Genomic DNA, 11,648 nt, shown 5'->3' with positions numbered 1-11,648 from the left:
CCCGCGGAGCGGGTACCACATCGCTGCGCGATGTGCAAGCGAACACCCGCGCTGCGCGCGGGTGTTGCGCTCCCGCTCCGCGGGAGCGCTGAGTGGGACGCTGCGCGTCCCACTCAGCCCGAGGGCTGCGCCCTCGGGTTGATGCTCCGTTCGCTGCGCTCTCGGAGCTGGTGGGGCTGCCGGCCATTCCGCTTCGCTCCGGGCCGGCTGTGGCGGGTCCGCTGCGCTCCCCCGCCTGACGGTCCTTCGGCTGCGCCTTCAGGACCGTTTGGGCCCGCTGACGCGGGCCCGGCTGGCTACAGGATGGGGTGCTCTGGGCTTATGCGGCTCAGGCGTTTGCGTGGCGGGGGGTGACGGCTCGTCGGGGTGCGGCGCGATGGGCCGGCTGGTGTCCTGGAGTGGCTTGGAGGCGGTGCACCCAGAGAGAGGCGGTGGCGAGCAGGCCGGTGAAGACGGCTAGGAGGAGGAGGGAGACCCACATCTGCCGGCCCCCGGGGTGGGTCCATCCCGTCCAGGCCGCGGCGGCCGCCCACAGCAAGACGCCTGCCGCGTAGAAGGCGCGGATCCGGCGCAGCTGCCGTACGGCCCGCAGGGACATCGGGTGTTCACTCTTCGGTGCCATGCCAGCCCGTGTACCCCCAACCACGCAATCCACCAGGCGGGGCTTGACTGTCCTTGTGGCGCCTGCCGTCCGGGCGTCCACGCTCTCTCGCGGGTGCGGGGTCCTCCCGCTGCGCCCGCAGCCACCGACCCGGGCTCTCCGATTACACCTGGGGCCGCCGGCGCGGGTTTTCCCGCTGCACCTGGGGCGCCGGCCCGGGCTTCAGCTGCGTCTTCAGCTCCCCACGGGCCGCTGACGCTCGCTCTCTGGGGCGAGCTGACGCGAGCTTGCCGGCTGCGTCTTCAGTTCCTCGGGGGCCCCTGCCGCCTGGGCCGAGCTGACCGTGCGGGTGGGGGTCTAGGTGGGGGTCTGTCTCAGGTTGATGCAGCATGTAGAGTTGGCAAAAGTACGTGACACCCAGCGGGTCAATTGGTCATCCTGTCCATGTCCTCCAACGCATCTGGTGAGGGTCGCATTTTCCGGATTCGACAGCTTCCTCGATGGAATAGTTGCCGAAATATACGCAGTCCGCATACAGCGGCCGCGTGGCGTACCAGCAGAGCGCGACCATCGAGGCGAGCGCTAGAGCGGAGACAAGGTGCCTCCATGTAGGGGGCCCTGAGACGGGGTGAATCATGCCGGTGAGCCTACGGCCGGGTAGGAAGTGCCCCTCCCCTGGGGGCTGTCCTGTGGAGGAGACCGTGGTCTGCCGCAGCAAGGCCGCCATGAGGCCCTCGGGCTCCAGTCCGCTGCGGGCAGGAGCAGGAGGGCCGGTACACGACGCGATCGGCGTACCTGGGGTTTCGGCCGGGCTTCAGCCGGGCTGTCCCCGCTGGCCTGAAATTCAGCGACCTTATCGATAAAGGGAAGGCAGCAAATGTTCGGGGTCCAGCTCAGGGAACACCAGATCTACCAGAAGTCAGCGTTCCGTAAATGGGTGGGATTGCCTGCAAGATCAGCTGTGCCCCCAGAGGGGGCGCGCGCCATGGGGGTGTCCGCGACAGGGTCCGGGAAAACGATCACGGCCGCCGCGAGCGCTCTGGAGTGTTTTCCGGACGGGCGGATCCTCGTCATGGTGCCCACCTTGGATCTGATCGTGCAGAGCGCGCAGTCTTGGCGCCGGGTCGGGCACCGCGCGCCCATGGTCGCGGTGTGCTCGGTGGACAAGGACGAGGTCCTGGAGCAGTTGGGAGTGCGTACCACGACCAATCCGATCCAGCTCGCGCTGTGGGCGGGATCGGGGCCGGTGGTCGTGTTCGCCACGTACGCCTCCCTGGTCGATCGAGAGGACCCGGAGGACCCTTCGGGCCGGCGGACGGTGCGCGGGCCGCTGGAGGCGGCTCTGGCGGGCGGGGAGCGGCTGTACGGGCAGCGGATGGCTCCGTTTGACCTGGCCATTCTGGATGAGGGGCACATGACGGCCGGGGACATGGGGCGGCCGTGGGCGGCGATCCACGACAACAGCCGGATCCCTGTCGACTTCCGGCTCTACCTGACCGCCACCCCGCGGATCCTCGCCGCGCCCCGGCCGCAGCGCGGGCGGGACGGCCGGGAGCTGGTCATCGCGTCGATGGAGGACGACTCCAGCACCTACGGCACCCGGATTTTTGATCTTGGGCTGGCGGAGGCGGTAGAACGCTCGATCCTCGCTGGCTTCGAGATCGACGTGCTCGAGATCCGCGACCCCGACCCGATCCTCGGCCTGTCCGAGGACGCGCTGCGCGGCCGGCGCATGGCCCTGCTCCAGGCCGCACTGCTGGAGCACGCGGCGCAGCAGAATCTGCACACCACCATGGTGTTCCACCAGCGGGTCGAAGAAGCCGCAGTGTTCGCCGAGCAGATGCCGCGCACGGCCGCCGAGCTGTACACCGCTGAGGCCTCCGCGGCGGCGCTGGTAGGTGCGGAGGAGCTGCCCGCGTCGTCGATCGACGCCGAGCTGTACGAGCTGGAGGAGGGCCGTCACGTGCCTGCGGACCGGGTGTGGGCGGACTGGCTGTGCGGGGACCATCCCATCGCGCATCGGCGTGCGGTGATCCAGCGGTTCGCCAACGGCATCGACGCCCAGAACCGGCGGGTGCACCGGGCGTTCCTGTCCTCCGTACGCGCCCTCGGGGTCGGGGTCGATATCGCCGGACTGCGCGGGGTCGAGGCCGTGTGCATCGTCGGCTCACGCAGCTCCCAGGTGGACGTCGTCCAGAACATCGGACGTGCGCTGCGCCCCAACCCGGACGGCACGACCAAGACCGCGCGGATCATCATCCCCGTCTTCCTCCAGCCCGGGGAGGACCCGAAGGACATGGTCGCCTCGGCCAGCTACCAGCCCTTGGTCGACATCCTCCAAGCCCTGCGCTCGCACTCGGAACGCATGGTCGACCAGCTCGCCTCCCGCGCCCTGACCCGCGGTACCGAACGGCGGCGCCTCCACGTCCGCCCCTCCCCCGCGACCGTGGCCGGCCCGGATAACGGGGACATGCCCGAGGAGACCAGCCAGACGCAGCAGGAGGTCGACCGCGTCACCTCGGTCGTGGTCAACTTCGCCTCCCCCCGCGACGCCGCCGACATCGCCGCCCTCACCCGCTGCCGCGTCATCCGCCCCCAGTCCCTCGTCTGGCTCGAGGGCTACCAGGCCCTGGTCCGGTGGCGCACCGAGAACGGAATCACCGGGCTGCACGCCGTGCCCTACGACACCGAGACCGAGGTCGGGACGACTAAGGCATTTCCGCTGGGGCGATGGGTGCAGCAACAGCGGAAAGCGCTGCGGGCCGGTGAACTCGACCCTCACCGCAAAACCCTCCTCGACGAGGCCGGGATGGTGTGGGAACCCGGCGACGAAGCATGGGAGAACAAACTCGCCGCACTCCGCTCCTACCGGCGGGCCACCGGGCACCTCGCACCCCGCCAAGACGCCCTCTGGGGCGAGGGCGACCGTGAGCAGCTGCCCATCGGGCAGCACATGGCCAACCTCCGCCGCAAAAACGGCCTCGGCAAAGACCCGCAGCGCGCGGAGACCCGGGCCGCGCAACTCGCGGAGATCGACCCGGACTGGAACTGCCCCTGGCCACTCGACTGGCAACGCCACTACAAGGTGATCGCGGACCTGGTCGACGCCGACGGCGTGCTGCCCAACATCGCACCCGGAGTGGTCTTCGACGGTGACGACATCGGACGATGGCTCACGCGGCAAAGAGAAGCGAGCACCTGGACGCAACTCTCCGCCGAGCAGCAGGAACGGCTGTCCCGGCTGGGCATCAAGCCCGTTGAGGCACCGTCTCCCGCCCCCGCGGCTCCTCGTACGGCGAAGGGCCCGAGCAAGGCGCAGCGAGCATTCCAACGCGGCCTCACGGCCCTCAAGCAGTGGGTGGAACGGGAAGGCGCGGACCGGCCGGTCCCGCGCGGCCACACCGAACAGATCACGGTCGACGGCGAAATCGAGCCGGTGGCCGTCAGGTTGGGCGTGTGGGTCTCGAACACCAAATCGAGGTGGGGCAAGCTCGCCCAGGAGCAGCAGGCCGCCCTCGCTGCACTGGACGTTCCCTGGGCAGTGACCGCGCCGGTGCCGAGTCGGCCTGGGGGCGCGGGTCCGGCGGGTGAAGCCGTCGTCCAGCCCGTACCGTCGGACGCGTCCGGGTAGGAATGCCAGAGCTGAGACGACACCATGAAGGACGAGATCGCCTCCCCAGTCGTAGACCTCGAACTTCGGGCCGCTGTCCAGCCGGACCAAGCCCGGTCTGCCGAAGACACCACGCCCTGCGCGAAGAGTTCTCATCCGTTCGGGTGAGCGGCGAGGATCGGAACATCTGCGCTTCTGCTCATGTACTTGGCTTCGGGTATGAAGCCTGGCGGAGTTGTTGGTGTGGATGCGGCGGGTGATCTCAAGGTGTCCGCTGTACCTGTGGCTACCGGCAGAGTCGACGCGTGCTTTCGTGATCCTCTGGGAAAGGCACATCAGGTTTCGTGGCTTGAGGCGGCGCAGGACGTTGTCTTTGAGGACTGTCCTGTGATTCGGTCGTTTCCCGTCCGGTATGGGCGGCGCGTGGCGCCGGGGTGGTGGTGGTCGTCGACCAGTGGGCGGCTGGTGGCGTACGGGTCCGGTGTCATGCGGACCCAGCTGATGCTGCTCGACCGGGATCCGGCGGTTGTCGCGCTGGCCTGTCGGCCAGTGGAGCTGGTGTGGCATGAGGACGGCAAGGTCGTCGCTCATGCGCCGCAGCTGATGGCCCGGCTTCACGACGGCAGCGGCCTGTTGCTCGACTGCGCGGGACGCATCGGGTCGTCTGCCCGGCTGGCGGAGCGGGCGCGGGTTGTGGCGGCTGCTGCGGAGGCAGTGGGGTGGTCCTATCGGCTCGCGGGGCCGCCGGATCCGGTGTTGGTGGCCAATGTGCGGTGGCTGGCCGGTTACCGGCATCCCCGATACGCCGCTGAACCGTGGGTGCCAGCTCTGGTGGAGGCGTTCAGCAGTCCGCGGCCAGCGGTGGAGGCTGTGCGGGAGCTGGGTGACCCGATCGCCCTGTGGCCCGCGGTCTTTCATGCGCTGTGGAGCGGTGTGCTTCGGGTGCGGCTGGACGAACCGTTGCACGAGCGTGCCGTTGTCTCGGTCGCAAGGTGCCCGGGCCACGCTGGTGACCGATGAGGGCACCTCGGCGGTGGTGCTGCTGCCCTATCTGTTCGCTGATCTGTCTTTCGATGTGGAAGGCGGGCCGACGCCGGGGAGGGTGCCGCGGTTCGGGCTGCTGGAGGCCCTGCCGGAACAGGCGCGCGAGCGGGCTGTGGCGTGGCAGCGGCATGTGCGGGAGGTGGAGACCGGCTTTCCTGACGCGGTCGGCCAGGGCGCCCCGCGTGAGCAGTTCGATCCGGCGACGTGGAGCCTGGCGCAGCGGGAACGGGCGAAGGCGGAGGAGTTGAGGGCGGCGGGCTGGGCTGCGAGTGCGGCGACGGTGCGCCGGATGTGAGCGCGCCACCGCAGCGAGGGCTTGTGGGGATTGGTGGACGGCCGGGCGGTGCGGGAGCGGTCGGCGGTGGGGCGGGCCGATGAGCGGGTGGTCGCGGCAGTCAGGAAGGTGCTGGAGGGGCAGCGGGAGCGATCGACAGGCACGCTGGTACGGCTGCCGTCGATCAGGAACGAGTTCTCCGACATCGCCGACCGGGCGATGAAGGACCAGATGACCTACCGCGGCTTCCTCGCCGAGCTGCTGATGGCCGAGTGCGACGACCGGTCCCGGCGCCGTTCGGAACGGCGGATCAAGGCGGCCGGCTTCCCCCGGGACAAGTCGTTGCGGACCTTCGACTTCGACGCGAACCCCAACATCGACGCAGCCGCCATCCACACCCTCGCCAGCTGCGAATGGATCAAGAAGAGCCAACCGCTCTGCCTGATCGGCGACTCCGGCACCGGCAAGTCCCACATGCTGATCGCCCTGGGAACCGAGGCCGCGATGGCCGGCTACCGGGTGAAGTACGTGCTGGCGACGAAGCTGGTCAACGAGCTCGTCGAGGCCGCCGACGAGAAGCAGCTGACCAAGACGATCGCCCGCTACGGCCGCGTCGACCTGCTCTGCATCGACGAGCTCGGCTACATGGAACTCGACCGCCGCGGCGCCGAACTCCTCTTCCAGGTCCTGACCGAACGCAAGGAGAAGAACAGCGTCGCCATCGCCTCCAACGAGTCCTTCGGCGGCTGGACCAAGACGTTCACCGACCCCCGCCTCTGCGCGGCCATCGTCGACCGCCTCACCTTCAACGGCACCATCATCGAGACCGGAACCGACTCCTACCGCCTCGCCAGCACCCGAGCTCGCGCCGAGGAGTCGGCCAAAGGCCGGCTGAGTGCTGCCGCTACCTGCCTCGACGGCCCCGCCACCCTCCGGGCGGCGGGGCCGTCGGCCGGACGTCATGCTTACTCAGCGACCAGTCCGAAGTCCTGAGGGAACGCCTCAAGGAACTCCCGACGCACGGGATCGGCCTCCGCCTCAGCCATCCCTCCCAGCACATCAAGCAGGTCGCGCCGTTGATCGCTCGACAAGTGCTTGAGCACCGCAGCCATACCCTCCAGTGCCTTCACCGCGTCATCGAGATCCATCTGTTCGTCGTCCGCGCCGTCGATGAACCAAGCCATGTCGACCAGGGCCTCGGTCAGGGCATGCGCCAGCGATGAGTACTCAGATGCCACGGTGATCTCCCCCAAAACTACGGTCCCGGACTGCACCGCCCATCCCACCACATCGCTTCCGGAACCAGGGGCCTGCCCGCGGCCAGCACACCGCCGGCATCCCCTCGGACACAGCTGCCTACATCCCCGACGTCATTTCCCGTGAACAATCCCAGGCACTCTGACCGCCCGCTGCCTCCCGAAGAGGTGGACAAACGCTGCTGCTGAACGTGAACAAAGCCATCCTGGCGTGCCCAAGGTCCGGCAGGGTACGCGCGAGTACTTCGAGACGATCCTGCACGAGATGGAGCAGTGGTCGCAGAGGATCCTCGCCGATCCCAAGAAGAGCGAAGCTGAGAAGCTGGCGGCTGTCGAAGAGGCAAAACTGGCACACGCTCTCGCCGACGCTCTTGAGGACGACCCGTGTCGGGTCAAGTACATACTCGTCAAGGGCAACGTCGACAAGCAGGGCAACCACAACGGCTACGAGATGAAGCAGTTCGACACCCGGCCGCAAGCAGAGAAAGACAGAGAGCGAAACAATGACCAGGATTCCGAGGCATAACGCGCGCGACACGAGCCACGTAGAGCTCCAGCTGGACATTGCGAACAGCGGATTCCGGCAGAAGGTCGGTTTCCTCAAGAAGAGTCCGTCCTGGTTCTCGAACGCCTTGGCAGGGGCCGTGCAGCTGTTGAACCTCCGCTGCTCGGTGGACGCCGAGGCGGACAAGGTGGAGACCTGGGAGGCCTGCGTCACCGCGATGCAGGTCGGGTCGGCCCTGTTCGCCTCGGCACGCGCCACCACCGACACCATCGAATGCCGCATCGGCCACGAGATGCGCACGATCCGCGCAGGCGCACTGCCCCGGGCCCATGCGGGGAACTGGCTGACCGCGTTCTGGCTGGCCGCGGTCTGCCGTGAGAAAACGCGCATGACCGAGCTGTGTCAGTTCCCGGTCGCCCTGCTGCGAGAATCCGGCGCCACCTTCGACGCGTACATCTACGACTGGGTGGAAGCACTCCAGGCGTACTGGCTCAACCGCCCGGAGCTCGGCGACAAGCTAGTGGCCGCGGTTGAGGGCACCGATCCCGACGTTTTGCGGCACGCGCCGCGCGACAGCGTCCTCAAGATCATGTATCCACCCATGAACCTTTTGACCCACTTGGTCGGCGGCGACCAGGAAGGCTTCAACTCCGAGCTCGCCACCGCCCTCGAATGGCACAAGGACTACTGGACCCGCGACGAGGATCGCGCTCTGGACGCTGAAGGCCTCACTGCCCTGGGCCCGCTCGCCGTGGCATGCCTTGCCCGCGACAAAGGATTCAGCATCACCGTCGAATCCGAATACCTGCCCAAGTACCTCCTCGACGGCGGCTGGGTGAACGAATTTCCCACGTGAAGGACGCGCCACCCGTGCGCCGGACGTGCAATGAGACATCCAAGTGACGTCCCGAGCGGCCTTTGCCGCCCCGCACCGACCATTGGGCCGCCCTGCCCCGCGTCGCCGGGTGGTGCCGGAACCGGCGGCATGGAAAGCCCACGAGACCGTCGTCGTCCCCAGCACCACATACCTCAAGCCATCACGCTGTACCGCAAGAATCCTTGAACGCACGCCCCGTTCTGCAAGTGGCTGCGATGTGCCGCCTGCATGACAGTGAGCCGCCTGGGGATGTACCGCGGCATGTCAGCCACCAGAGCACAAGGCACCGCCTCGTGTCAGCGACCAACCATCGCCATAGGCCAGGGACCTGCAAGAACATGCCGCTCCTGACCAACCGTCACTGCCATGACCTCACCGCCATGAAGCCGACACATCGCAACCTGTCCGCACGAGCCGGGGTACCCGGATCTGAGCTCCAGGCAGTACTCGACGGCGCCTCACCCCGTCCACCACTGCTCCGGCGACTCGCACCCGCGCTGAAACTGCGCACCGCAGACCTCTTCGTCATCGCAGGAACGCCGGTCCCGGACGAGCTGGCCCCTCTCGACATAAAGGCCGGCAGCCAGATCCCCCCGCTCGCCAAGTACGCCCTGCCCCTCCCGTCAGACCGCCGGCAACAACTCCGCCGGCTCGCCCAGTCACTGCCCCGGCACAAGCGGACACAGCCGAATCTGCCAACGCCTGCACACCAGCGGTACCAACCCAGTCACGGCGCGCTGCTCGTACACATGCTCGGCAACCGGAACCTGAACTGGACGGCCTCCGCCAAGACCCTCTACCACCTCACCGGCCGACTCCACGCCGCAGCAACCATTGGAGCGATAGGCCACGGCCGCAAGGAAGTAACCCCCGGCCTCCTGGCCGACTTCGCAACCCTACTCGGCATCCCCGCCCACGACCTGGCAGCTCTGACCGGCATCGACCCACCGGACCAGACCCCGTCACAGAACCCAGCGGCAGCCGACGTGGCCGAGCTGATCTGGGACATCCGATCCCTAACCGCCGCCCAGGTACAACACATCAACGACACGGCCAAAAACCCGCAGCAGGACTAACCCCACGCACTACACGACCGACAGCCAACCTTCACTGGAAAACGACAGCGACCTTCACCAAGAAAACGACACCCCACAAACCCGACCACCCCAACCACCAGCAAAAACACCTCACACACCCAGTGCAAACAACTGACGCCACACACTGAAAAACACACGACGCCCATCATCTGTACCCCCGCAGCGCAGGGGGGCGGGCTACCCGCAGCGGCAGGCCTCCCACGCCCGTCCCGCTGCCAGAGCCTGCTGACGGTACCGGCGCAGGTCAGGACCGCCCTGCTGGGCGCGGTCGGCCCAGTAGGCGGTGATCGAGGACGCGAACGCGGTGATCGCCTGCTCGGGTGCGTCGCGGTAGGCCGGGATCTGGGCGGCGTGCTTCTCGGCTTCCTCGGGGGTGTGCCCGGCCCGGATGAGCTGGGGGAGGATGAGCGCGACATCGAGCCAGGCCGCGCCCCGGTGGGCGAGGGCCCAGTCGACGAAGCGGACACCGCGGTCGCCGATGAGGAGGTTGTCGGTGCGGATGGCGCAGTGCAGGAGCGTGTCGCCCCGCATGGCCTCGTGTACTCCGTGGCGCGTTCGCCGACCGGGGGGTCGGCGAACTCCGGCGCGCCCGGGTAGGGACTGGGGGTGAGCGGGGCGGGGAGCGCGGCAATGGCGTCCAGGACGAGCGGCAGGTCCGGTGAGCCGGGAGCGAGGTCGGGGTGACGCCCCTCGACGTGCTCGAAGGCGAGGACGACCCAGCCGTGTTCGTCGAGTTCGGCGAGCAGTCTGGGGCCCGGGCCGGGGGCACGACGATCACTGACCTGATCGAGGAGCTCGCGTCGAAGGAGCTCACTGGGGCCGAGCGTGAACAGCGGGCTGCCGAGGCCGCCCGCGAGCTCGGCGTCGAATACACCGAGCAGGTTCAGCAGACAGGCCAGGATGCCTGGGCGAAGATCCGCGCCCACCAGGGCCGGGCCGCGTGAACCTGACTGCGGTCCTCGACCACTCCGCGCTGACCGCGCTGTACCAGGCGGACCCGTTCTTCACCGGGCTGTACATCGAGGCCTCGCGCGGCACCGGCCGCATCCTCGTGCCCTCCCTGGCCGCGCTCGCCGCCGAGCGCCAGGTCCCCGGCGCCGGCCAGCACGCCACCAGACTCCGCTTCTTCGAGAGCGTCGCGTTCACCGCAGGCCATGCAGTCGACGCCATGGCCTGGCCCGACGCGGAATGGCCTGTCGCCCACGCGGCGGCCATCGCCTGGAAGACGGCCCGCGAGGGCGAGCCCGTCACCGTCTTGTCGCTGGTCCCCGACCTGTACACGGCCACAGGCATCGTGCCGCTCGACCCCACGGCGTAGGGGCGTCCTGGGCTACCAGCTCAGCTTGTGGCCAGCGAGTTCGGGGAACAGGCCGAGATCCGCCGCCCTCTGAGGCGGCGGACTGCCTCTGCTCAGCTGGCCAAAGTGCCTTGGTGGAAGTACATGCGCCAACCCGTCTCCGTGAGGCGCCACAGCGAGCTTCGCCACGCTCGGCGTCCGCTGTTGTCAGCGAGGTACCTCAAATGAACGACACCCGGAGCAAGCACGACCCCCGACATCTCGCTGACCTTGACCGGCGACTCTGGATCCACTGAGCCAGCACTCGTCACGGTGAGGATCGACGTCGCGTCCCACCGGCGGCCAGATGCCCCGAACTCGATGAACTCCGGGTCCAGCAGCTCCGAGACAAGGACCGGCGAAGCACGCACCTCAGGGTCGAGAAGCCTCAGCTCTGCCTCAATGGCCGCTTGAACAGCTCGCTCACTCTCGTCTGCCATGCCCGAACCCTACGGCCACGCACCGTCGCTTCTCATCAACATTCCTGGCCAGCTTGATCACCGACTGCCGTCCAAACCCATGCAGAAGTGCTGTCACTAGACGTCGACAGAGCCACCCAAACGCCAGACGCACCGGAATCACCCCGAAACTTGAGGCCGACGACCGCAAGGCACCCGTCCCCAGCATCGACCTCGTTCGGACGCACCTCGAACAGACCCCGGAAACGCCGACATCACGCCCGATCAATCAGATCAGACGGGATCTCGTGAACTCTTCCTGAGCGAACTCAAGAACAGTCGCACCCAGGGGGACGGCCGGGTGGACCTGTACGCCCTCACCGCCACCGCGGGCCGCTACTACGCCACCTCGGGACGCCCCCTTCAAACCCGGCGTCACGCTCCAGTACCAGCGGACCGTGCTCGGCTCCGGGATCGTCTTCTAAGGCGACGTACAACCATTCGATTGCCTCACGAGTCATGCGGGCGTGGGGGGGGGCGGCCCCCCCCCCCCCCCGGGGGGGCCCCCCCCCCCCGGCCCCCCACCGCCCGGGCGGCGCCCCCCCCCCCGGCGAACCCCAGGCCGGCCGCGGGGGCGCCCGGCCCCCCCC

Annotated in this window: 13 protein-coding genes; 9 read left to right on the top strand and 4 right to left on the bottom strand. The window is 68.3% G+C overall.

The annotated features are described in order from the left end of the window. Positions 1 to 328 precede the first annotated feature (328 nt). Positions 329 to 622: a hypothetical protein gene (locus ACIRB7_RS30660; RefSeq protein WP_403605031.1), complete on the bottom strand. Its 294-nt coding sequence runs from the start codon at positions 620 to 622 to the stop codon at positions 329 to 331. An 856-nt stretch (positions 623 to 1,478) separates the two neighbouring features. Between ACIRB7_RS30660 and ACIRB7_RS30655 the strand changes: the two genes are divergently transcribed. The 4 genes from ACIRB7_RS30655 to istB all read left to right on the top strand — a co-directional run bounded on the left by ACIRB7_RS30655 (position 1,479) and on the right by istB (position 6,522). Beyond that, positions 1,479 to 4,232: a Helicase associated domain protein gene (locus ACIRB7_RS30655; RefSeq protein ID WP_403605028.1), complete on the top strand. Its 2,754-nt coding sequence runs from the start codon at positions 1,479 to 1,481 to the stop codon at positions 4,230 to 4,232. Positions 4,233 to 4,412: 180 nt separating this feature from the next. Further along, positions 4,413 to 5,231 carry a TnsA-like heteromeric transposase endonuclease subunit gene (locus ACIRB7_RS30650; protein WP_403605025.1) on the top strand — a complete coding sequence of 273 codons (819 nt, stop codon included), beginning with the start codon at positions 4,413 to 4,415 and terminating at the stop codon, positions 5,229 to 5,231. Beyond that, the gene (locus tag ACIRB7_RS30645; protein ID WP_403605022.1) at positions 5,221 to 5,550 is read left to right on the top strand and encodes a hypothetical protein; all 330 of its coding nucleotides are present in this window, start codon (positions 5,221 to 5,223) and stop codon (positions 5,548 to 5,550) included. The genes ACIRB7_RS30650 and ACIRB7_RS30645 overlap by 11 nt, the downstream gene beginning before the upstream one ends. 87 nt (positions 5,551 to 5,637) lie before the next feature. Beyond that, the gene (gene istB / locus ACIRB7_RS30640; protein WP_403605092.1) at positions 5,638 to 6,522 is read left to right on the top strand and encodes an IS21-like element helper ATPase IstB; all 885 of its coding nucleotides are present in this window, start codon (positions 5,638 to 5,640) and stop codon (positions 6,520 to 6,522) included. Here the strand turns inward: istB and ACIRB7_RS30635 are convergent. Further along, positions 6,495 to 6,767 (bottom strand): hypothetical protein, encoded by a 273-nt coding sequence (locus tag ACIRB7_RS30635; protein ID WP_403605019.1) that lies wholly within the window; start codon positions 6,765 to 6,767, stop codon positions 6,495 to 6,497. The two genes, istB and ACIRB7_RS30635, sit on opposite strands and share 28 nt — an antisense overlap. 229 nt (positions 6,768 to 6,996) lie before the next feature. Between ACIRB7_RS30635 and ACIRB7_RS30630 the strand changes: the two genes are divergently transcribed. The 3 genes from ACIRB7_RS30630 (at position 6,997) to ACIRB7_RS30620 (ending at position 9,243) form a co-directional block, all read left to right on the top strand. Beyond that, on the top strand, positions 6,997 to 7,311 hold the full coding sequence (locus ACIRB7_RS30630) for a hypothetical protein (protein ID WP_403605016.1): 315 nt from the start codon (positions 6,997 to 6,999) through the stop codon (positions 7,309 to 7,311). Further along, the gene (locus ACIRB7_RS30625; protein WP_403605013.1) at positions 7,289 to 8,146 is read left to right on the top strand and encodes an immunity 49 family protein; all 858 of its coding nucleotides are present in this window, start codon (positions 7,289 to 7,291) and stop codon (positions 8,144 to 8,146) included. The genes ACIRB7_RS30630 and ACIRB7_RS30625 overlap by 23 nt, the downstream gene beginning before the upstream one ends. Positions 8,147 to 8,505: 359 nt before the next feature. After that, positions 8,506 to 9,243 (top strand): hypothetical protein, encoded by a 738-nt coding sequence (locus ACIRB7_RS30620; RefSeq protein WP_403605010.1) that lies wholly within the window; start codon positions 8,506 to 8,508, stop codon positions 9,241 to 9,243. 198 nt (positions 9,244 to 9,441) lie between these two features. Here the strand turns inward: ACIRB7_RS30620 and ACIRB7_RS30615 are convergent, their stop codons facing one another. Beyond that, positions 9,442 to 9,795 (bottom strand): hypothetical protein, encoded by a 354-nt coding sequence (locus tag ACIRB7_RS30615; protein ID WP_403605007.1) that lies wholly within the window; start codon positions 9,793 to 9,795, stop codon positions 9,442 to 9,444. Positions 9,796 to 9,944: 149 nt separating this feature from the next. Here ACIRB7_RS30615 and ACIRB7_RS30610 point away from each other — a divergent pair, with 149 nt between their 5' ends. Next, complete coding sequence (locus ACIRB7_RS30610; RefSeq protein WP_403605004.1) at positions 9,945 to 10,208, top strand: hypothetical protein; 264 nt, start codon at positions 9,945 to 9,947, stop codon at positions 10,206 to 10,208. Beyond that, a complete protein-coding gene (locus ACIRB7_RS30605) occupies positions 10,205 to 10,582 on the top strand; it encodes a PIN domain-containing protein (protein WP_403605001.1) in 378 nt (125 codons plus the stop codon). The genes ACIRB7_RS30610 and ACIRB7_RS30605 overlap by 4 nt, the downstream gene beginning before the upstream one ends. A gap of 92 nt (positions 10,583 to 10,674) precedes the next feature. Here ACIRB7_RS30605 and ACIRB7_RS30600 read toward each other — a convergent pair whose 3' ends face one another. Next, entirely contained in the window at positions 10,675 to 11,040 is a 366-nt protein-coding gene (locus ACIRB7_RS30600) for a DUF4440 domain-containing protein (protein ID WP_403604998.1), read from the bottom strand. Positions 11,041 to 11,648 lie beyond the last annotated feature (608 nt).

Source organism: Streptomyces sp. NPDC093795 (genome assembly GCF_044764665.1).
Lineage (GTDB): Bacteria > Actinomycetota > Actinomycetes > Streptomycetales > Streptomycetaceae > Streptomyces.
Note: the sequence above shows the minus strand (reverse complement) of the source record. Positions and strands in the feature narration are given on the sequence as shown.

Coding starts and splice junctions, on each gene's coding strand:
- ACIRB7_RS30625 (WP_403605013.1), top strand. CDS start 7,289: ATGACCAGGATTCCGAGGCATAACGCGCGCGACACGAGCCACGTAGAG.
- ACIRB7_RS30650 (WP_403605025.1), top strand. CDS start 4,413: ATGTACTTGGCTTCGGGTATGAAGCCTGGCGGAGTTGTTGGTGTGGAT.
- ACIRB7_RS30620 (WP_403605010.1), top strand. CDS start 8,506: ATGCCGCTCCTGACCAACCGTCACTGCCATGACCTCACCGCCATGAAG.
- ACIRB7_RS30655 (WP_403605028.1), top strand. CDS start 1,479: ATGTTCGGGGTCCAGCTCAGGGAACACCAGATCTACCAGAAGTCAGCG.
- ACIRB7_RS30615 (WP_403605007.1), bottom strand. CDS start 9,795: ATGCGGGGCGACACGCTCCTGCACTGCGCCATCCGCACCGACAACCTC.
- ACIRB7_RS30660 (WP_403605031.1), bottom strand. CDS start 622: ATGGCACCGAAGAGTGAACACCCGATGTCCCTGCGGGCCGTACGGCAG.
- ACIRB7_RS30600 (WP_403604998.1), bottom strand. CDS start 11,040: ATGGCAGACGAGAGTGAGCGAGCTGTTCAAGCGGCCATTGAGGCAGAG.